Consider the following 19,276-nt stretch of genomic DNA (forward strand, 5'->3'; position numbering starts at 1 on the left):
GGCAGGACCGGCAGGAAAACCGCGGTTTCCACGACCGCGACCGCGATCGAAGGGACGTACATGCCCATGGGTCACACGGCCACAGCCCAGGCAGGCTCCGGGGGCCTGACAGCGACCGAGCACCGCCTGGCCAACGGCCTGCGCGTGGTGCTCTCCGAGGACCACTTGACCCCGGTCGCGGCGGTGTGCCTCTGGTACGACGTCGGTTCGCGCCACGAGGTCAAGGGCCGTACCGGCCTGGCTCACCTTTTCGAGCACCTGATGTTCCAGGGCTCCGGACAGGTGAAGGGCAACGGTCACTTCGAGCTGGTCCAAGGCGCCGGCGGCTCGCTCAACGGCACCACCAGCTTCGAGCGCACCAACTACTTCGAGACCATGCCGACCCACCAGCTGGAGCTCGCCCTCTGGCTGGAAGCCGACCGGATGGGCTCCCTGCTGACCGCCCTCGACGACGAGTCGATGGAGAACCAGCGGGACGTCGTCAAGAACGAGCGACGGCAGCGCTACGACAACGTCCCCTACGGCACGGCGTTCGAGAAGCTCACCGCGCTCGCCTACCCGGAGGGCCACCCCTACCACCACACCCCGATCGGCTCGATGGCCGACCTGGACGCGGCCACCCTGGAGGACGCCCGCGCGTTCTTCCGCACGTACTACGCGCCCAACAACGCCGTCCTGTCGGTGGTCGGCGACATCGACCCGGAGCAGACGCTCGCCTGGGTCGAGAAGTACTTCGGGTCCATTCCGGGGCACGACGGCAAGCCCGCCCCGCGTGACGGCGCGCTGCCCGACGTCATGGGTGCGCAGCTGCGCGAGGTCGTCGAGGAGGAGGTCCCGGCCCGGGCCCTGATGGCCGCCTACCGGCTGCCGCACGACGGCACGCGCGCGTGCGACGCGGCCGACCTGGCGCTCACCGTCCTCGGCGGCGGCGAGTCCTCCCGCCTCTACAACCGGCTGGTACGGCGTGACCGTACGGCCGTCGCGGCCGGCTTCGGCCTGCTGCGGCTGGCCGGGGCGCCCTCCCTGGGCTGGCTGGACGTGAAGACCTCCGGCGACGTCGAGGTACCGGTCATCGAGACCGCCATCGACGAGGAGCTCGCCCGGTTCGCCGAGGAGGGCCCCACAGCCGAGGAAATGGAACGCGCTCAGGCCCAGTTGGAGCGCGAGTGGCTGGACCGGCTCGGTACGGTCGCGGGCCGCGCCGACGAACTGTGCCGGTACGCCGTCCTGTTCGGGGACCCGCAGCTCGCCCTCACCGCCGTCGGGCGCGTTCTCGAGGTGAGCGCCGAGGAAGTCCAGGAGGTCGCCAAGGCCTGCCTGCGCCCCGACAACCGCGCGGTGCTCGTCTACGAGCCGACCACCACCGAAGCAGAAGACGCCGAAGCCACCGACGAGAACGACGAGGAGGCGGCCCAGTGACCGAGCTCGCCGCGATGGAGTTCCACCCCCAGCCCCAGGCGGGCGACGCCAGGCCCTGGGCGTTCCCGGCCCCCGAGCGCGGGACGCTCGACAACGGCCTCACCGTCCTGCGCTGCCACCGCCCCGGCCAGCAGGTCGTCGCCGTCGAGGTGCTCCTGGACGCGCCCCTGGAGGCCGAACCGGCCGGTCTGGACGGCGTCGCCACCATCATGGCGCGGGCGTTCTCCGAGGGCACCGACAAGCACTCGGCCGAGGAGTTCGCCGCCGAGCTGGAGCGCTGCGGCGCCACCCTCGACGCGCACGCCGACCATCCCGGCGTACGGCTCTCCCTCGAAGTCCCCGCCTCCCGCCTGGCCAAGGCCCTGGGCCTGCTCGCGGACGCCCTCAGGGCACCCGCGTTCGCGGACAGCGAGGTCGAGCGGCTGGTCCGCAACCGCCTCGACGAGATCCCGCACGAGCTGGCCAACCCCTCCCGGCGTGCCGCCAAGGAGCTCTCCAAGGAGCTGTTCCCGGCGACCTCGCGGATGTCGCGCCCGCGCCAGGGCACCGAGGAGACGGTCGAGTCCATCGACTCGGCGGCCGTACGCGGCTTCTACGAGAAGCACGTCCGTCCGGCCACCGCCACCGCCGTGGTCGTCGGCGACCTCACCGGCCTCGAGCTCGACGAGCTGCTCGGCGACACCCTCGGCGCCTGGACCGGCTCCTCGGCCCAGCCGCGTCCGGTGCCACCGGTGACGGCCGACGACACCGGACGGGTCGTCATCGTGGACCGTCCCGGCGCCGTCCAGACCCAGCTGCTGATCGGCCGCATCGGCTCTGACCGGCACGCGCGTGTGTGGCCCGCCCAGGTGCTCGGCACGTACTGCCTGGGCGGCACCCTCACCTCCCGTCTGGACCGCGTCCTGCGGGAGGAGAAGGGCTACACCTACGGGGTGCGGGCGTTCGGGCAGGTCCTGCGCTCGACGCCGGACGGCTCGGGTGCCGCGATGCTCGCCATCAGCGGCTCCTTCGACACGCCGAACACCGGTCCCGCCCTGGACGACCTGTGGACGGTGCTGCGCACGCTCGCGGCCGAGGGGCTGACCGATGCCGAGCGGGATGTCGCCGTCCAGAACCTCGTCGGGGTGGCGCCGCTGAAGTACGAGACCGCGGCGGCGGTCGCGGGCACGCTGGCCGACCAGGTCGAGCAGCACCTGCCCGACGACTTCCAGGCGACGCTGTACCAGCAGCTCGCCTCCACCGGCACCGTGGAGGCCACCGCGGCGGCCGTGAGCGCCTTCCCGGTGGACCGCCTGGTGACCGTCCTCGTCGGTGACGCCGCACAGATCAAGGAGCCCGTCGAGGCTCTCGGCATCGGCGAAGTCTCCGTCGTCTCCGCGGAGTAGGGACGCGGACCAGGCACACACAGTAGCGACGCGGAGGAGCCACAGCGGAACGGCCACACCTCCGTGGAGTAGTCACAGCAGTGCCCGGGGCCCCGGTGACGTGAGAGTCACCGGGGCCCCTCGATGTCCGAATTGAGGGAGAGGTTGCCTGTCTGCCCTGTGGCATGCGCTACAAAAGGCGTGATCCGTTTGGGGATTGAAAGTTGCCCCGCTTAGCGTCGTCCGGGCTGTCCGTCAGGCACTGCGCCGCACCCGCGGCACCGGACAGTCATCGCCGAGTCCCCACATGGCGCGAGCCAGGGGAGCCGGGGACCCACACGTGAAGTCCCTGGGGTGAATCGGACGCCCGCGCACACCGCGAGGGGGTCCGTAGGAGACCTTCCTGCTCCGAACCCGTCAGCTAACCCGGTAGGCGAGAAGGAAGGAAAGGACCAGCCACCACATGGCGTTCATGTGCGCCGCCGGGAAGCACCGTCGTCCCAGCCGGATGAAGCGCGGCACCGCCCGCGCGGCGGGTGTCGCGGCACTCACCACCACCGGCGTCATCGGTACCCTGGCCGCCCCGGCGCTCGCCGCCGAGCCCGCGGCCGAGCAGACCGGCCTCACCCCCGTCATCACCATCGGTGACTCGATCGCGGACCAGATCGACGCCCAGGCCGTCGCCCAGAAGCAGGCCGCCGAGGAGGCCGAGGCGCAGCAGAAGGCCGAGGAGGCCGCGCGCAAGAAGGCGGTCGCGGAGGCCAAGAAGGCCCGCGAGGAGCGTGAGCAGAAGGAGCGCGCCGCCCGCGAGGCCGAGCGCAAGCGCCTCAACGCCTACGTCGCCCCGATCTCCGGCTCGTACGTCTCGACCGGTTACCAGTCCAGCAGCTCCCTGTGGTCCTCAGGCAGCCACACCGGCATCGACTTCCACGCCTCGACCGGCACCACCGTCCACGCGGTCGGCTCCGGCACCGTGGTCGAGGCCGGCTGGGGCGGGTCGTACGGCAACCAGATCGTGATCAAGATGAACGACGGCACGTACACCCAGTACGGCCACCTGTCGTCCATCGGTGTCTCGGTGGGCCAGGCCGTCACCCCGGGCGCGCAGATCGGTCTCTCCGGCGCGACCGGCAACGTCACCGGACCCCACCTGCACTTCGAGGCCCGCACGGGCGCGCAGTACGGCTCGGACATCGATCCCGTCTCCTACCTCCGTTCGCACGGCGTGAACGTCTGACGACGGTCGGCAAGACAACCTGAGGCCCCGGCTCCCCGAGCCGGGGCTTTCGGCGTTTCTGGTGCCCGACTGTCCAAAAAATATCCATGGATTCCGACCCGCCATCGGAAATTCCGGCTCATTGCAATAGAGTCACCGAACACACGTCAATCGTCGACGTTTCACGGGGATTAATGCGGAGGTCGGTCATGCGTATTCCGGCGCACTCGGTATGCACGGCGATCCGGGACGACATCGTCGCGGGTGTCTACGAGCGCGGGGGCCGGCTCACCGAGGAACTGCTCGCCCGCCGCTACGGCGTCTCGCGCGTCCCCGTCCGCGAGGCCCTGCGCACGCTGGAGGCGGAGGGCTTCGTGGTGACCCGGCGGCACGCGGGCGCGTGCGTCGCGGAACCCACCGAGCAGGAGGGCGCCGACCTCCTGGAGATGCGGGTGCTCCTGGAGCCGCTCGGCGCCTCCCGGGCCGCTCAGCGGCGCACCGAGGCCCACCTCAAGGTGCTGCGCGGACTGGTCCGGCTGGGCCAGGAGCGGGCCAGGAGAGGTACCAGCGACGACCTGCGCTCCCTGGGGAGCTGGTTCCACGAGACCCTCGCTCAGGCCTCCGGCAGTCCGGCGATGACCTCCATGCTGACCCAGCTGCGTCACAAGATCGCCTGGATGTACGCGGTGGACGCGCCCGCCAACCCGGTCGAGTCCTGGGCGGAGCACGGCGCGATCGTGGACGCGGTGGCGCGCGGGGACAGCGAGCGCGCGCGAGCGGTCACGGCACTGCACACCGAGCGCGCCACGGCCGCGCACCGGTTGCGCTTTCCGTCCCAGGGAGATCGCCCGGAGCGTGTGAGGAACTCGCAACATCCCGTAAACATGACGAGCCTGCGGCATTAACACGGCAGCCGTATACAAAGAGGGGATAATTCGCGGGGGATTAATTCTGCTGCCCGTAAACGGGAAAATCGGCCCGAGGCGGGGAAATGCGAAGGGCTCGCCCGATAATTCGGACGAGCCCTTCGGGGTTGCGCTGCGGCGTCTGTTCTCAGACGGTCTCGGGGAGCTCCTCGAGACCTTCGGAGACAAGCTTCGCGAGGCGGTCGAGGGCGGCATCCGCCCCTTCGGCGTCGGAGGCGAGGACGATCTCCTCACCGCCCTGTGCGCCCAGGCCGAGGACGGCCAGCATGGAGGCCGCGTTGACGGGGTTGCCGTCGGCCTTGGAGATCGTCACCGGGACACCTGCGGCCGTGGCGGCCCGGACGAAGATGGAAGCGGGGCGGGCGTGGAGACCCTCGGCCCAGCCGACGTTGACGCGGCGCTCAGCCATGTGATGCTGCCCTTCGATGTTCAGGGTTGTCTAGACCAGTTTCCCACACGTGAAGCTTGCCCGGAGCGGGCCTTCGTCCCGCCCCTTCGTGGCGTCGGACCGCGGCCTCGGTCCGACTCCGTCCCCCGCGGACTGCCTCGCGCCGTTGTCGTACGCGAGCCGTACTCTGGGGCCCATGCAGACCTCGTCGGACCGGCACGAGTACCCCGCCCACTGGGAGGCCGACGTGGTGTTGCGCGACGGTGGTACCGCGCGCATCCGGCCCATCACCGTCGATGACGCCGATCGCCTCGTCAGCTTCTATGAGCAGGTATCGGACGAGTCGAAGTACTACCGCTTCTTCGCGCCCTACCCTCGCCTGTCCGCCAAGGACGTCCACCGCTTCACGCACCACGACTTTGTGGACCGGGTGGGACTCGCGGCCACCATCGGCGGCGAGTTCATCGCCACCGTACGCTACGACCGCATCGGCACCGACGGCATGCCCGCTTCCTCCCCCGCCGACGAGGCCGAGGTCGCCTTCCTCGTCCAGGACGCCCACCAGGGGCGCGGGGTGGCCTCCGCCCTCCTCGAACACATCGGGGCCGTCGCCCGCGAGCGCGGTATCCGCCGCTTCGCCGCCGAGGTGCTGCCGGCCAACACCAAGATGATCAAGGTGTTCACGGACGCCGGGTACACCCAGAAGCGCAGCTTCGAGGACGGCGTCGTTCGCCTGGAGTTCGACCTGGAGCCGACGGACCGCTCGCTCGCCGTGCAGTACGCGCGCGAACAGCGCGCCGAAGGGCGCTCCGTGCAGCGGCTGCTCACGCCCGGCTCCGTAGCCGTCATCGGGACCGGCCGCACGCCCGGCGGGGTGGGCCGCAGCGTCCTCCACAACATCAGGGACGCCGGGTTCACGGGCCGGCTGCACGCCGTGAACAAATCCCTGCCCGAGGGGCAGAAGGACGTCGACGGGGTGCCCGCGCACCGGTCGGTGCGGGACATCGACGGGCCGGTGGACCTGGCGGTCGTCGCCGTGCCCGCGGAGCAGGTCCCCGAAGCCGTCGAGGAGTGCGGCCGGCACGGCGTGCAGGGGCTCGTCGTGCTCTCCGCCGGTTACGCCGAGAGCGGGCCCGAGGGCCGCGAGCGACAGCGGGAACTGGTCCGGCACGCGCGCGCGTACGGCATGCGCATCATCGGGCCGAACGCGTTCGGGATCATCAACACCTCGGCGGACGTACGGCTGAACGCCTCCCTCGCCCCTCAGATGCCCCGCCCGGGGCGGATCGGCCTGTTCGCCCAGTCCGGCGCCATCGGCATCGCCCTGCTGTCCCGACTCCACCGGCGCGGCGGCGGAGTCACCGGGGTGAGCGGCGTCTCGACCTTCGTGTCGTCCGGCAACCGCGCGGACGTGTCCGGCAACGACGTCCTTCAGTACTGGTACGACGACCCCGACACCGACGTGGCGCTGATGTACCTGGAGTCCATCGGCAACCCGCGCAAGTTCACGCGGCTCGCGCGCCGGACGGCGGCGGCGAAGCCCCTGGTCGTGGTCCAGGGCGCGGGTTCCGCGCCGCAGGGGCACGCGGTACGGGCCACGCGGCTGCCGCATGCCACGGTGTCCGCGCTGCTGCGCCAGGCCGGGGTGATCCGGGTGGAGACGATCACGGAACTGGTGGACACGGGACTGCTGCTCGCGCGGCAGCCGCTGCCGACCGGCGCCAGGGTGGCGATCCTCGGGAACTCCGAGTCACTGGGGTTGTTGACGTACGACGCATGCCTCTCCGAGGGACTGCGGCCGTTGCCGCCGCTGGACCTGACGACCGGGGCCTCGCCGGGGGACTTCCACGGGGCGTTGTCGCGGGCGTTGGCGGACGACGCGTGCGACGCGGTCGTGGTCACGGCCATACCGGCGGTGGGGGAGGGGTCCGTCGGGGACGCGGCGCTGGCCGAGGCCCTGAGCTCCGCCGCAGAGCGGGTCCCCGGCAAGCCGGTGCTGGTGGTCCACGTGGAACTCGGCGGACTCGCGGAAGCGTTGTCGGCCGCGGCGAGCACCGCACCGCAGGCGGGTTCCACGACACCGGGAGGCGTCGTACGCGCCCACCCGTTCCGTCCGCTGGACCGACTGGCCACGTCGTCGACGGAAGAGGTGCCGGCCCCCCGGACCGGCTCGCGCCTCATCCCCGCCTACCCCGCCGCCGAACGTGCCGTCCGGGCGCTCTCCGAAGTGGTCCGGTACGCGCAGTGGCGGCGGGACGCCGCCGAGCCCGGCAGGGTGCCCGAGTACGAGGACATCGACGAGAAGGGGGCCGCCGAACTGATCGGCGGGCTTCTCGCGCACGGGCAGGGGCTCACACTCGGCACCGACGAGACCTGCGACCTGCTCGGGAAGTACGGCGTGCGGGTGCACCGGGCCCTGCGCGCCTCCACCCCCGATGAAGCGGTCCGGTCCGCCGGCACCCTCGGCTACCCGGTGGCCCTCAAGGCGACCGCCCCGCACCTCAGGCACCGCGCCGACCTGGGCGGCGTACGGCTGGATCTCGCCGACGAGGAGCAACTGCGGCGCGCGTACGCCGAACTGACCGAGATCTTCGGGAAGCCGGAGGAACTGCGGCCGGTGGTGCAGGGCATGGCACCGCGGGGAGTCGACACCGTTGTCAGGGCCGTGATCGACCCGGCGGCGGGCGCCGTGCTGTCGTTCGGTCTCGCCGGCGCCGCCTCCCAGCTGCTCGGGGACATGGCGCACCGGCTGGTCCCGGTCACCGACCGGGAGGCCTCCTCGCTGGTCCGGTCCATCCGGACGGCGCCCCTCCTGTTCGGCTGGCGCGGTTCCACGCCCGTCGACACTCCCGCCCTGGAGGAACTGCTGCCGCGGGTGTCGCGGCTGGTCGACGACCACCCCGAGGTCGTCGCCATCACCCTTGAGCCCGTGGTCGTCGCCCAGCGCGGCCTGAGCGTTCTCGGAGCCTCCGTGCGACTGGCGCCACCGCCGGCCCGGGACGACCTCGGCCCGCGTACACTCCCCGCCTACTGAGACCGCCCGGAGCGTGCCTCGCAGTCAGTGGGCCACCGTAGGATGGACGTCATGGCCAAGACCAGTACGACGACCCAGGGGCTGCGAACGGCGATCGAGCGCAGCGGCTACTACCCGGCCCTCGTGGCCGAGGCGGTGGAGGCCGCTGTGGGCGGCGAGCCCATGCGGTCGTACCTGGTCCATCAGGAGACGACGTTCGACCAGAACGAGGTGCGGCGGCACGTGACCGTGCTGGTCCTCACCGGCAACCGCTTCATCGTCAGCCACACCGACGAGCAGGCCGCGGACAGCACCTCCCCGACGCCTTACGCCACCACCTCCACCGAGTCCGTGAAGCTCAACCGGATCTCGTCGGTCGTGGTCAGCCGCGTGGTCGCGAACCCCGAGCAGTACCAGCCCGGCTCTCTGCCCCGCGAGGTCGTACTGACCATCGGCTGGGGCGCTGTCTCCCGGATCGACCTGGAGCCCGCCGCCTGCGGCGACCCCAACTGCGAGGCCGACCACGGCTACACCGGAAGCTCCACGGCGGACGACCTGAGCCTGCGGGTCAGCGAGGCCGGGGACGGTCCGGAGACGGTGCGTCAGGCGCTCGTCTTCGCCCAGGCCATCTCCGAGGCGACCGCGGACGTCACCCGCTGATGGCGCATCCCGCCTCCGCCTGGGACCACCATCCGGAACCACTCGCCCTCGACTCCGCACCCGTCCCCGCGTACGGCAGCGGATCCCTGGCCGACCTGCTGCCCACCCTGGCCGCGGGCATGGCCGTACCCGGAACGACCGCGACCCTCCCCGAGTTGACCCCCGCCGACCGGAACTGCGTGTTCCTGATCGACGGGCTCGGCTGGGAGCAATTGAGGGCGCACCCGGACGAGGCGCCCTTCATGACCTCGCTCCTCGGCAGCTCGCGCGGCGGCACCGGCCGTCCGCTCACCACCGGCTTCCCGGCGACCACCGCCACCTCCCTCGCCTCCGTCGGCACCGGACTGCCGCCGGGCGCCCACGGTCTGCCCGGCTACACCGTGCGCAATCCGGCCACCGGCGAGCTGATGAACCAGTTGCGCTGGCAGCCGTGGACGGCGCCAGGGGCCTGGCAGCCGCACCCGACGGTCTTCCAGCTGGCCGACCGGGCGGGTGTGCACGCGGCCCAGGTCTCGGCCCCCACCTTCGAGAGCACCCCGCTGACCAAGGTCGCGCTCAGCGGCGGCACGTTCCACGGCCGGTCGACCGGTGAGGAGCGCATGGACCTCGCGGCCCAGCAACTGGCCGCGGGCGACCGCTCCCTGGTCTACACGTACTACGCCGAGGTCGACGGCGCCGGCCACCGCTTCGGCATCGACTCCGACACCTGGCGCGGCCGGCTGATGTACGTCGACCGGCTGGTCCAGCGGCTGGCCGAGCAACTGCCGCCGCGCACCGCGCTGTACGTCACCGCCGACCACGGCATGATCGACGTCCCCTTCGACGAGCAGCACCGCATCGACTTCGACGAGGACTGGGAACTGCGCGCCGGGGTCGCCCTGCTGGGCGGCGAGGGCCGCGCCCGCCATGTCTACGCGGTCCCGGGTGCCGAGAGCGACGTCCTGACCTGCTGGCGCGAGGTGCTCGGCGAGCAGTTCTGGGTGGCCTCGCGGGACGAGGCGATCGCTGCGGGCTGGTTCGGGCCGTCGGACCAGGTCGAGCGACGCGTGTACGACCGTCTCGGTGACGTGGTGGCCGCTGCCCGTGACGACGTCCTGATCATCGCCTCGGAGCGGGAGCCCAAGGAGTCGGCGATGGTCGGCAACCACGGTTCGATGACCCCTGCCGAGCAACTGGTTCCGCTGCTCGAAGTACGCTCCTGAGGGCTTCAGGCCCACCTCCTTCCCGAACGAAAGGTGTTCGACTCGCCATGCCCGAGCTGGTGTTCTTCTCCGGAACGATGGACTGCGGGAAGAGCACTCTGGCGCTCCAGATCGGACATAACCGCTCAGCCCGGGGACTTCAGGGCGTGATCTTCACCCGGGACGACCGGGCGGGTGAGGGGAAGCTGTCCTCGCGACTTGGCCTGGTCACCGAGGCTGTCGAGGTCACCGAGAGCATGGACCTGTACGGGTATCTGGTCGCCCAGTTGTCCAAGGGCGGCAGGGTCGACTATGTGATCGTCGACGAGGCGCAGTTCCTCGCGCCGGAGCAGATCGACCAGTTGGCGCGGGTCGTGGACGACCTCGGGCTCGATGTCTTCGCCTTCGGTATCACCACCGACTTCCGCACCAAGCTCTTTCCCGGCTCACAACGGCTGATGGAGCTGGCCGACCGGATCGAGGCCCTCCAGGTGGAGGCGCTGTGCTGGTGCGGTGCGCGGGCCACGCACAACGCCCGTACGGTGGGCGGGGAGATGGTGGTCGAGGGCGCCCAGGTGGTCGTGGGCGACGTCAACCGCCCGGTGGAGGAGATCGGTTACGAGGTCCTGTGCCGCCGACACCATCTCCGCCGGATGACCAGTGCTTCGGCCCAGGCCGGCGCGTTGTCCCCCGACGTGCTCCCGGTCACATCAGCTTGACGACGTGGTGTGGACGTCGGCTCCTCGGCGTGCGGTGCGGATGAGCGAGAACCGGGCGCCCTCCGGGTCCGCCACCGTCGCCGCGCGGCCGTGGGGGGTGTCGTGCGGCGGCTCCAGGAGGTGGCCGCCGAGGCCGACGAGCCGGGTGGCCGCCTCGTCCGTGTCGGAGACTTCGAAGTACGTCATCCAGTGCGGCCCCCGGTCGCGGAGCCGGGCCTGCCCCACGCCGTGGATGCCTGCTACGGGGCGGTCACCGAGGCGCAGGGTCACATAGTCGGAGTCGGCGGAACGCTCCGGCTCCTCCTCGTAACCGAACACCGTCTCGTAGAACTTGGCGACGCTCGCGGTCTCGAAGGTCAGCAGTTCGTGCCAGGCCGGTGTGCCGGGCACCCCGCCGAGGGACGTGCCGAGGTGCCCCGCCGCCTGCCACACGCCGAAGACCGCACCCGAGGGGTCCGAGCCGATCACCAGCCGCCCCGCCTCCCCCGCGTCCAACGGCCCCACCCCGACCGTGCCGCCGCAGAGCCGTACCGTTTCAGCAGTCAGGTCCACGTCGTCCGAGGCGAGGTAGGGCGTCCAGGCGAGGGGGAGGTGGCGGTCGGGCGGCAGCTGGCCGATGCCGGCCACCTCGTGTCCGTCGAGCAGGGCCCGGACGTAGGGACCGAGCTGCTGGGGCCCCGGTCGGAACTCCCAGCCGAACAGCGAACCGTAGAAGTCCTGGGTCGCCGCCATCCCGTGCACCACCAGGCTCACCCAGCAGGGTGTGCCGGGCACCGGTCGGGCGTGCGTCCCGTCGTGCGGGCCGGCCGACCCCCTTGGCTCGGTCATCGTCGCTCTCTCCTCGGCCTCTCGCGGCGGCCGTGCCGCGTCGCTTCCGCTCTGCCGGGCGCCGTGCCTGCATGCCCCGTGCGTACGGGCTCCCGCGTGCGGATTCGCGAGCGTACGGAGTCCGCGTCCACGGTTGCCATGCGTATGGCCCCCTGCCGATGCTCGCACCACCCGCGCGAACGCGCGCTCCGGGCGCGCCGCCGTGCGTCGGCTCCCCTGTCCGGAGAATGCCCGTCGTGCGCCGTCCCGTCCGTTACCGGGCGATGGCCGGCGAGTGGCGATCGGCTGTACAGCATGTGCCCGATCCCGTACGCCTCGTGATCGGGTCTGCCCGGCCGAGCAGAGTAGCCGGACATGGACGATGCGGCCACCCGATGCGCAAGGATGGTGGCCATGAACGCCATCATCTCCGCATCCGAACTCGCCGACGACCTGACGGGCGACAACCCGCCGAGTGTGCTCGACGTCCGCTGGCAGCTGAGCGTGGCCAAGGCCGCCGGGGAGCCGTCCTTCGACGGCCGGGCCGAGTACGCGGCCGGGCACATTCCCGGGGCTGTCTTCGTGGACCTGGACCGGGAGCTCGCCGCGACGCCCGGCACCGGCGGCCGGCACCCGCTTCCCGACCTCACGGAGTTCGGCGCCGCCATGCGCGGCGCGGGTGTCTCCTCCGGCACGCCGGTGGTCGTGTACGACGGCGGGCAGGGCTGGGCGGCCGCCCGTGCCTGGTGGATGCTGCGCTGGACGGGTCACCCGGACGTGCGAGTTCTCGACGGCGGGTTGCCGTCCTGGCCCGACGGACTGTCGACGGACACGCCGGAACCGGCCGAGGGTGACTTTCGGCCGAGGCCGGACGCGGTGGGCCTCCTCGACCCGGACGGGGCCGCGGCGCTGGCCCGCTCCGGAGTGCTGCTGGACGCACGGGCGGGGGAGCGCTACCGGGGCGAGGTCGAGCCGATCGACCGGGTCGGCGGCCACATCCCGGGCGCGGTCTCGGCGCCCACCACGGAGAACGTGGCGGCAGACGGCCGCTTCCTTCCGGCGGAGGAACTGGCCGCCCGCTTCAAGGCGCTGGGCGTGTCCGACGACTCGACGGTCGGCGTCTACTGCGGCTCAGGTGTCTCCGGCGCACACGAGGTACTCGCCCTGGCGGTCGCGGGCGTCCCGGCCGCTCTGTACGTCGGTTCCTGGTCGGAGTGGTCGTCGGACCCGTCGCGTCCGGTGGCCGTCGGGCCCGATCCCCAGTAGGCGGACGACCGGAGGGCCCGCGCCGACCGGCGCGGGCCCTCCCCATCGTTCTGTACGGCCCTCGTGCAGCGTGTGCTCCACGAGGAACTACTCCTGCTTCTTCCGCCGCGTGCCGAACACGATCTCGTCCCAGCTCGGGACCGCCGCCCGACGTCCCGGGCGGACGCCGTCCGCCTCGGCCTGGCGGTCGGTGGAGCCGACGAGGCGGTCGCGATGGCCGCCGACGGAGCGAGGCATGAGGACGTCCGCGTAGGCCGAACCTGCCGAGGCCGCGGGAGCCGGGGGCTCCTCGGCCTCGGGCTCCGAGGCGGGTTCCTCCGCCTCGGGTGCCTCCTCGGAAGGGCTTTCCGGGACCACCAGGTCGCCCCGGAAGCTCGGTACCGCCTCCAGCAGGCTGGTCAGCGAGTCCCGTTCGCTCGCACTCGCACTCGCGGTCTCGTCGGCGGGTTCGAGAGCCGGCGCCGGCAGGCTCCGGTCGAGGGCGCGGTCCAGCGGACGGTCGCGCGGCAGTCGTGCGATGCGCGGTACGAAGGGAAAGCTGGGCTCCGGCGTGGCCGCGAGGTCGTCGGACTCACCGATCAGCGAGCGCGCTTCCTCGTCGACGGCTTGGACGAGCCGCCGGGGCGGGTCGTACGTCCAGCTCGCCGAGTGCGGTTCGCCCGCGACCAGGTAGACCAGCAGGACCTCCCAGGTGCCGTCGTCGCGGCGCCACGAGTCCCACTGCACGGTGTCCTTCTCGGCGCCGCGCAGGGTCAGCCGCTCCTGGACGGCCTCGCCCAGCTGCGGTCCCGCGTTCTCGCCGGGTCGGCGCACCGGAGTCTTCCGAGCCCGCTCGGCCATGAACGCGCGCTCGGCCAGCACGGGACCCTCGAAGCGGCGTACCCGATCCACGGGAATTCCGGCCATCTGCGCGACCTCTTCCGCGGTCGCACCGGCGCGTATCCGCGCCTGGATGTCGCGGGGGCGGAGATGGCTCTCCACCTCGATCTCGATCTGGCCGAGGCGGGGACGGTCGCCGCGCACGGCAGCGCGCAGGCGTTCGTCGATCGGAAGCGTGTACTCCGTTGAGTCGGCAGCCTTCAGCACCAGCCGTGTGCCGTCATTGGAGACGGCCACGACACGCAGTTCGGGCATGGGGACCTCCCGGGTGGTGCCTGCCGACGTCACGTGCGTCGCTGCTTCCGCTAGTCGAGTGTGACCTGCCCGGGTGCAGCCTGCCACAACCTTGCCGAGTTGCCCGGCGTGTCGGGCACGGGCCCTGGATCGCCGTTATGGCACGGTTACCTATTCGCAACGCTAAGTGACGTAGTCCGTCACCCTGTGCAACTAGCCCCCTCCCGGCGGTCCTTGAAGGTCGCGGACGCCCTGGCGGGAGACCGAACCCAGGGCTCGCCACAGTACTCCATTCGAGCCACCTGCGTGGATTGGCACGCCGCCCAACTTCTTCCGACGGGCGGTGCTCGGGTGCCCCGCAGCGGTTTCGGGTTCGCGGAGACGGCGTACTTCACGCAATCATCAGAAACGGAACCAATGGCTTCGTCCGCACCGGAACCAATGGCTTCGTCTGCCTACGCCCCCAACACCCGCCGCAGGTAGTCGTTCTGGAACCGACGGTCCGGGTCGAGCCGGTCCCGCAGCGCCGTGAACTCGCCGAAGCGCGGGTAGACCCCGGCCAGGTACGCGGCGTCGCGCGTGTGCACCTTGCCCCAGTGCGGCCGGCCCTCGTGCGCCGTGAAGATGCGCTCGGCGGCGGTGAAGTACGCCTGGTAGGGCGCCCCCTTGACCAGGTGGACGGCGATGTACGCGCTGTCCCGGCCGGACGCCGTGGACAGCGTGATGTCGTCGGCCGGGGCGGTGCGCACCTCGACCGGGAAGCTGATCCGGAGGCCGGAGCGTTCGACCATCGTCCGCAGCTCGCGCAGCGCTTCGGTCACGGCCGCGCGCGGGAGGGCGTACTCCATCTCCACGAAGCGCACCCGGCGTGGCGAGGTGAAGACCTTGTACGGGATGTCGGTGTAGGTGCGGGAAGAGAGGGCCTTGCTGGAGACCCGGGCGATCGTCGGGATCGTGGCGGGCGCCGCCCGGCCGACCCACTGCGCCACCTGGAAGACGCCGTTGGAGAGGAACTCGTCCTCGAACCAGCCCGCCAGCTGCCCCACCGGCTGCTCCGGGCCCGCGCTGCGGTTGTTTCGCTTGGTGTTGGTGCTGCCGGTGTGCGGGAACCAGTAGAACTCGAAGTGTTCGTTCTCGGCCCACAGTTGGTCGAACTCGGCAACGACGCGGTCGAAGGGCATCGGCTCCTCGCGGGCCGTGAGCAGGAAGATCGGCTCCACCGCGAAGGTGATGGCGGTGACGATGCCGAGGGCGCCCAGTCCTGTTCGGGCGGCCGCGAACACCTCCGGATGCTCCTTCTCCGAGCAGGTGAGGAGCGAGCCGTCGGCCGTGACCAGTTCCAGGCCTTTGATCTGCGCGGCGATCGAGCCCGACTCGCGGCCCGTGCCGTGCGTGCCGGTGCTGGTGGCCCCGGAGACGGTCTGCTCCATGATGTCGCCCATGTTGGTCAGCGACAGACCTTCGCGGGCCAGGGCCATGTTGAGCCTCTTGAGCGGGGTGCCGGCCTCGACCGTGACCTCGCCGGCAGCACGGTCAATGTTGCGTATTCCGGTCAACAGTTGAGGGCGGATCAACACACCGTCGGTGGCGGCGATGGACGTGAAGGAGTGCCCGGTGCCGACGGCCTTCACCTTCAGCCCGTCCTCGGCGGCCTTGCGTACGGCATTCGCCAACTCGTCGACCGAGGCGGGAGTGACCTCCCGCGCGGGACGGGCTGTGACGTTGCCGCCCCAGTTACGCCACGTGCCGTTCTTCCCGCTCGCTGTGCTGCTCAACGGTGCCTCCCCGACGCGGATCCGGCCTGCTGAGCCGGCGGTATCCGAGGAAACCGACCGCGACCGCGACGGCCCCGGACACCGCCGGAACCCCGTACCCGGCCCGCGCGCCGGCGGCGTCGATCATCCAGCCGGACACGGAGGAGCCGAGCGCGACCCCGACCGCCAGGCCGGTGCTCACCCAGGTCATGCCCTCGGTCAGTTGCGCGCGTGGTACGTGCTGCTCGATCAGGGACATCGTCGTGATCATCGTGGGAGCGATGGACAGACCCGCAACGAACAGCGCCACGGCCAGAAACGGCAAGTTTCCGACCAGTAGGAGGGGGATCATACTCACGGCCATCGCACACACGCCCAGCAGCCAGCGAGGTTCGGCTGGCCCCTTGAAGCGCAGCAGCCCGAACACGATTCCCGCGGCACAGGAGCCCGCCGCGTAGAGCGCGAGGACCAGGCTCGCTGCGCTCTTGTGCCCCTGCTCCTCGGCGAAGGCGACGGTGACCACGTCGACCGCCCCGAAGATCGCGCCGGTCGCCGCGAAGGTCACCACGAGGACTTGGAGGCCGGGGGAGCGCAGGGCGGAACCGACGTCCTGTTGCGCGCGCGGATGCGGCGCGGGCTCGGTGGCCCGCTGGGCCGTCAGCCAGAAGACGCCGACCGCCAGGAATCCCGCGGCGAGCAGCGGACCGGCTTCCGGGAACCAGGCCGTGGACAGTCCGATGGAGATGATCGGGCCGAAGATGAAGCAGACCTCGTCGATCACCGACTCGAAGGAGTACGCCGTGTGCAACTGCGGGGTGCCCCGGTAGAGAGCCGCCCAGCGCGCCCGGATCATCGCGCCGACGCTTGGCACACAGCCGACGCCGGCGCTGCACACGAACAGGGTCCAGTCCGGCCACCCGTAGTGCGCGGCGAACAGCAGCCCGGCCGCCGAGACGAGCGATATCAGGGTCGCCGGGCGGAGCACCCGGCGCTGTCCGTACCGGTCGACCAGTCGTGAGACCTGCGGGCCAGCCACCGCGGCGGCCAGCGCGATGGTCGCCGACAGCGCGCCTGCCAGGCCGTACCGACCGGTGAGCTGGGAGATCATCGTGACCACGCCGATGCCCATCATCGACAGCGGCATCCGGCCGAGCAGCCCCGCGGCGGAGAAACCCCTGGAGCCTGGGGCGGCGAACAGGGCGCGGTAGGGGCTGGGCACGGGGTCTCCGGTCGGGCGGGAGCGGGGCTGCTCGGTGATCGGCTCGGCAGGGCGGGAACGCGATGGGCTCAGTAAGGCGTGAACACCGCTGATACAGCTTACGAGGCAGGGGAACCTGACGCAGCTCGGCGGACGCACCGGGAACCAGGGTGGTCACCCCGCCGTTTCCCGGCTGTCAGTACCTGATGACAGGATCGATCCCATGCCAGACGCGCTCGAAGCCACCCCCTACGACGCCCTGCTCCTGCTCTCGTTCGGCGGCCCGGAGGGGCCGGACGACGTCGTCCCGTTCCTGGAGAACGTGACGCGCGGGCGCGGAATCCCCAAGGAACGTCTGAAGGAAGTCGGTCAGCACTACTTCCTGTTCGGCGGGGTCAGCCCCATCAACGACCAGAACCGCGCCCTGCTGGACGCCCTCCGCAAGGACTTCGCGGGCCACGGCCTGGATCTGCCGATCTACTGGGGCAACCGCAACTGGGCGCCCTATCTGACGGACACCCTGCGTGAGATGGTCGCCGACGGCCGCCGCCGCATCCTGGTCCTCGCGACCAGTGCCTACGCCTCCTACTCGGGCTGCCGCCAGTACCGCGAGAACCTCGCCGAGTCGCTGGCCACCCTTCAGGCCGAGGGCCTGGAGCTGCCGAAAGTCGACAAGCTGCGGCACTACTTCAATCACCCGGGCTTCCTGGAGCCCATGATCGACGGTGTGCTCGAGTCTCTCGCCGACCTTCCCGAGGACGTCCGTGACGGCGCGCACATCGCCTTCACGACCCACTCGATCCCGATCGCCTCGGCGGACACCTCGGGCCCGGTCGAGGAGCACGGCGACGGCGGAGCGTACGTCCGGCAGCACCTGGACGTGGCCCAGCTCGTCGCCGACGCCGTCCGTGAGCGCACCGGCGTCGACCACCCCTGGCAGCTCGTCTACCAGTCCCGCTCCGGCGCCCCGCACATCCCGTGGCTGGACCCTGACATCTGCGACCACCTGGAGGAGCGGCACGCGGCCGGGGCCCCGGCGGTCGTCATGGCGCCCATCGGTTTCGTCTCCGACCACATGGAGGTCATGTACGACCTCGACACGGAAGCCAGGGCCAAAGCCGAGGAGCTGGGCCTGCCGGTCCGCCGCTCGGCCACTGTCGGCGCCGACCCGCGGTTCGCGGCCGCGATCCGTGACATGGTCCTGGAGCGCGCCGCCGTCGAGGGAGGGCAGGAGGTCACGCCGTGCGCACTGGGCGCGCTCGGCGCCGACCACAACCTGTGCCCGATCGGCTGCTGCCCGGCCCGCGCCCCCCGTCCCGCCGCCGCGGGCGCCGACAGCCCCTACGCGTGAGGAGCCCCGTGACCGACCTCCTGCACTCGGAACTGCTCGCCGTCGCCCAGGAGGCCGCCCGGCGTGCCGGGACCCTGCTGCGGGACGGCCGCCCGGCCGACCTCGCGGTCGCCGCGACCAAGTCGAGCCCGATCGACGTGGTCACCGAGATGGACATCGCGGCGGAGAAGCTGATCACCGACCTGATCTCCGAGCACCGCCGTGACGACGGGTTCCTCGGCGAGGAAGGCGCCTCCACCGAGGGCACCAGTGGGATCCGCTGGGTGATCGACCCGCTCGACGGCACGGTCAACTACCTGTACGGGCTGCCTACTTGGGCCGTCTCCATCGCCGCCGAGCAGGACGGCGAGACCGTCGTCGGCGTCGTCGTGGCACCGATGCGCGGCGAGACGTTCCACGCGGTACGGGGCGGGGGAGCCTGGGCCACCGGCGGCTGGGACGGCGAGCGCAGGCTGGCCTGCCGCCCGGCTCCGCCCCTGGAGCAGGCTCTGGTGTCGACCGGCTTCAACTACGTCACCGACGTCCGCGTCCACCAGGCCGAGGTCGCCCGGAAGCTGATCCCGCTGCTGCGTGACATCCGGCGCGGCGGCTCGGCGGCGGTCGACCTGTGCGATGTCGCCGCGGGGCGCCTCGACGGCTACTACGAACGCGGCCTCCACCCCTGGGACCTCGCAGCGGGCGACCTCATCGCCCGTGAGGCGGGCGCCCTGACCGGTGGACGCCCTGGAGAGGCTCCCGCAAACGCCCTCACCGTCGCGGGTACCCCCGGCGTCTTCGAGCCCCTCCAGCGCCTCCTGGAGGACTTCGGCGCCTGGCATGACTGAGGCGGCCTGGCACGACTGAGTCGACCGGGCACGCCTGAGACGGCCGGTGCCGCCTCGTGGGCGACCCGGCCCGTGAT

At 71.4% G+C, this 19,276-nt stretch carries 16 protein-coding genes and 1 riboswitch; of the genes, 11 read left to right on the top strand and 5 right to left on the bottom strand.

Annotated elements, in window-relative coordinates; translation table 11 throughout:
- The first annotated feature begins 66 nt into the window (after positions 1–66).
- The 4 genes from OHA64_RS34975 to OHA64_RS34990 all read left to right on the top strand — a co-directional run bounded on the left by OHA64_RS34975 (position 67) and on the right by OHA64_RS34990 (position 4,904).
- Positions 67–1,419 carry a M16 family metallopeptidase gene (locus OHA64_RS34975; protein ID WP_405624243.1) on the top strand — a complete coding sequence of 451 codons (1,353 nt, stop codon included), beginning with the start codon at positions 67–69 and terminating at the stop codon, positions 1,417–1,419.
- Positions 1,416–2,804 (top strand): M16 family metallopeptidase, encoded by a 1,389-nt coding sequence (locus OHA64_RS34980; RefSeq protein ID WP_405620041.1) that lies wholly within the window; start codon positions 1,416–1,418, stop codon positions 2,802–2,804. The genes OHA64_RS34975 and OHA64_RS34980 overlap by 4 nt, the downstream gene beginning before the upstream one ends.
- Before the next feature lie 262 nt (positions 2,805–3,066).
- Positions 3,067–3,233: riboswitch (cyclic di-AMP (ydaO/yuaA leader) on the top strand.
- 13 nt (positions 3,234–3,246) lie between these two features.
- Positions 3,247–4,020 carry a M23 family metallopeptidase gene (locus OHA64_RS34985; protein ID WP_405620043.1) on the top strand — a complete coding sequence of 258 codons (774 nt, stop codon included), beginning with the start codon at positions 3,247–3,249 and terminating at the stop codon, positions 4,018–4,020.
- A 188-nt stretch (positions 4,021–4,208) separates the two neighbouring features.
- The gene (locus tag OHA64_RS34990) at positions 4,209–4,904 is read left to right on the top strand and encodes a GntR family transcriptional regulator (RefSeq protein WP_405620045.1); all 696 of its coding nucleotides are present in this window, start codon (positions 4,209–4,211) and stop codon (positions 4,902–4,904) included.
- A gap of 148 nt (positions 4,905–5,052) precedes the next feature.
- Here the strand turns inward: OHA64_RS34990 and OHA64_RS34995 are convergent, their stop codons facing one another.
- Positions 5,053–5,334 (bottom strand): HPr family phosphocarrier protein, encoded by a 282-nt coding sequence (locus OHA64_RS34995; protein WP_405620047.1) that lies wholly within the window; start codon positions 5,332–5,334, stop codon positions 5,053–5,055.
- Between the two features lie 175 nt (positions 5,335–5,509).
- Here OHA64_RS34995 and OHA64_RS35000 point away from each other — a divergent pair, with 175 nt between their 5' ends.
- Genes OHA64_RS35000 through OHA64_RS35015 form a run of 4 tightly spaced genes read left to right on the top strand, consistent with a single transcriptional unit; the run spans position 5,510 to position 10,886 of the window.
- Positions 5,510–8,347 carry a GNAT family N-acetyltransferase gene (locus OHA64_RS35000; RefSeq protein ID WP_405620049.1) on the top strand — a complete coding sequence of 946 codons (2,838 nt, stop codon included), beginning with the start codon at positions 5,510–5,512 and terminating at the stop codon, positions 8,345–8,347.
- 42 nt (positions 8,348–8,389) lie between these two features.
- Positions 8,390–8,986: a DUF5998 family protein gene (locus tag OHA64_RS35005; protein WP_405620051.1), complete on the top strand. Its 597-nt coding sequence runs from the start codon at positions 8,390–8,392 to the stop codon at positions 8,984–8,986.
- A complete protein-coding gene (locus OHA64_RS35010) occupies positions 8,986–10,188 on the top strand; it encodes an alkaline phosphatase family protein (protein ID WP_405620053.1) in 1,203 nt (400 codons plus the stop codon). The genes OHA64_RS35005 and OHA64_RS35010 overlap by 1 nt, the downstream gene beginning before the upstream one ends.
- A 47-nt stretch (positions 10,189–10,235) precedes the next feature.
- Positions 10,236–10,886, top strand: coding sequence for a thymidine kinase (locus OHA64_RS35015; protein ID WP_405620055.1), 651 nt, complete (start codon positions 10,236–10,238; stop codon positions 10,884–10,886).
- Here the strand turns inward: OHA64_RS35015 and OHA64_RS35020 are convergent.
- Positions 10,878–11,714, bottom strand: coding sequence for a VOC family protein (locus OHA64_RS35020; RefSeq protein WP_405620057.1), 837 nt, complete (start codon positions 11,712–11,714; stop codon positions 10,878–10,880). The two genes, OHA64_RS35015 and OHA64_RS35020, sit on opposite strands and share 9 nt — an antisense overlap.
- Before the next feature lie 393 nt (positions 11,715–12,107).
- On the opposite strand from OHA64_RS35020, the gene OHA64_RS35025 reads away from it, so the two are divergent.
- Positions 12,108–12,959, top strand: coding sequence for a sulfurtransferase (locus OHA64_RS35025; RefSeq protein ID WP_405620059.1), 852 nt, complete (start codon positions 12,108–12,110; stop codon positions 12,957–12,959).
- Between the two features lie 87 nt (positions 12,960–13,046).
- Here the strand turns inward: OHA64_RS35025 and sepH are convergent, their stop codons facing one another.
- The 3 genes from sepH to OHA64_RS35040 all read right to left on the bottom strand — a co-directional run bounded on the left by sepH (position 13,047) and on the right by OHA64_RS35040 (position 17,045).
- Positions 13,047–14,093, bottom strand: coding sequence for a septation protein SepH (gene sepH, locus OHA64_RS35030; protein ID WP_405620061.1), 1,047 nt, complete (start codon positions 14,091–14,093; stop codon positions 13,047–13,049).
- 434 nt (positions 14,094–14,527) lie between these two features.
- Entirely contained in the window at positions 14,528–15,847 is a 1,320-nt protein-coding gene (locus OHA64_RS35035; protein ID WP_405620063.1) for a D-arabinono-1,4-lactone oxidase, read from the bottom strand.
- Positions 15,807–17,045, bottom strand: coding sequence for an MFS transporter (locus OHA64_RS35040; protein WP_405620065.1), 1,239 nt, complete (start codon positions 17,043–17,045; stop codon positions 15,807–15,809). Before OHA64_RS35040 ends, OHA64_RS35035 begins: the two co-directional genes overlap by 41 nt.
- Positions 17,046–17,247: 202 nt before the next feature.
- On the opposite strand from OHA64_RS35040, the gene OHA64_RS35045 reads away from it, so the two are divergent.
- Entirely contained in the window at positions 17,248–18,375 is a 1,128-nt protein-coding gene (locus tag OHA64_RS35045; protein WP_405620067.1) for a ferrochelatase, read from the top strand.
- An 8-nt stretch (positions 18,376–18,383) separates the two neighbouring features.
- Complete coding sequence (locus OHA64_RS35050) at positions 18,384–19,199, top strand: inositol monophosphatase family protein (RefSeq protein WP_405620069.1); 816 nt, start codon at positions 18,384–18,386, stop codon at positions 19,197–19,199.
- Positions 19,200–19,276: the final 77 nt, after the last annotated feature.

Origin of the sequence: Streptomyces sp. NBC_00076 (genome assembly GCF_045041235.1) — a bacterium.
Lineage (GTDB): Bacteria > Actinomycetota > Actinomycetes > Streptomycetales > Streptomycetaceae > Streptomyces.

Excerpts from the sequence above, each read along its gene's own strand:
- OHA64_RS34985 (WP_405620043.1), top strand. The coding sequence starts at position 3,247 with ATGGCGTTCATGTGCGCCGCCGGGAAGCACCGTCGTCCCAGCCGGATG.
- OHA64_RS35020 (WP_405620057.1), bottom strand. The coding sequence starts at position 11,714 with ATGACCGAGCCAAGGGGGTCGGCCGGCCCGCACGACGGGACGCACGCC.
- sepH (WP_405620061.1), bottom strand. The coding sequence starts at position 14,093 with ATGCCCGAACTGCGTGTCGTGGCCGTCTCCAATGACGGCACACGGCTG.
- OHA64_RS35015 (WP_405620055.1), top strand. The coding sequence starts at position 10,236 with ATGCCCGAGCTGGTGTTCTTCTCCGGAACGATGGACTGCGGGAAGAGC.
- OHA64_RS34990 (WP_405620045.1), top strand. The coding sequence starts at position 4,209 with ATGCGTATTCCGGCGCACTCGGTATGCACGGCGATCCGGGACGACATC.
- OHA64_RS35005 (WP_405620051.1), top strand. The coding sequence starts at position 8,390 with ATGGACGTCATGGCCAAGACCAGTACGACGACCCAGGGGCTGCGAACG.
- OHA64_RS34975 (WP_405624243.1), top strand. The coding sequence starts at position 67 with ATGGGTCACACGGCCACAGCCCAGGCAGGCTCCGGGGGCCTGACAGCG.
- OHA64_RS34995 (WP_405620047.1), bottom strand. The coding sequence starts at position 5,334 with ATGGCTGAGCGCCGCGTCAACGTCGGCTGGGCCGAGGGTCTCCACGCC.
- OHA64_RS35010 (WP_405620053.1), top strand. The coding sequence starts at position 8,986 with ATGGCGCATCCCGCCTCCGCCTGGGACCACCATCCGGAACCACTCGCC.
- OHA64_RS35045 (WP_405620067.1), top strand. The coding sequence starts at position 17,248 with ATGCCAGACGCGCTCGAAGCCACCCCCTACGACGCCCTGCTCCTGCTC.
- OHA64_RS35025 (WP_405620059.1), top strand. The coding sequence starts at position 12,108 with ATGAACGCCATCATCTCCGCATCCGAACTCGCCGACGACCTGACGGGC.
- OHA64_RS35000 (WP_405620049.1), top strand. The coding sequence starts at position 5,510 with ATGCAGACCTCGTCGGACCGGCACGAGTACCCCGCCCACTGGGAGGCC.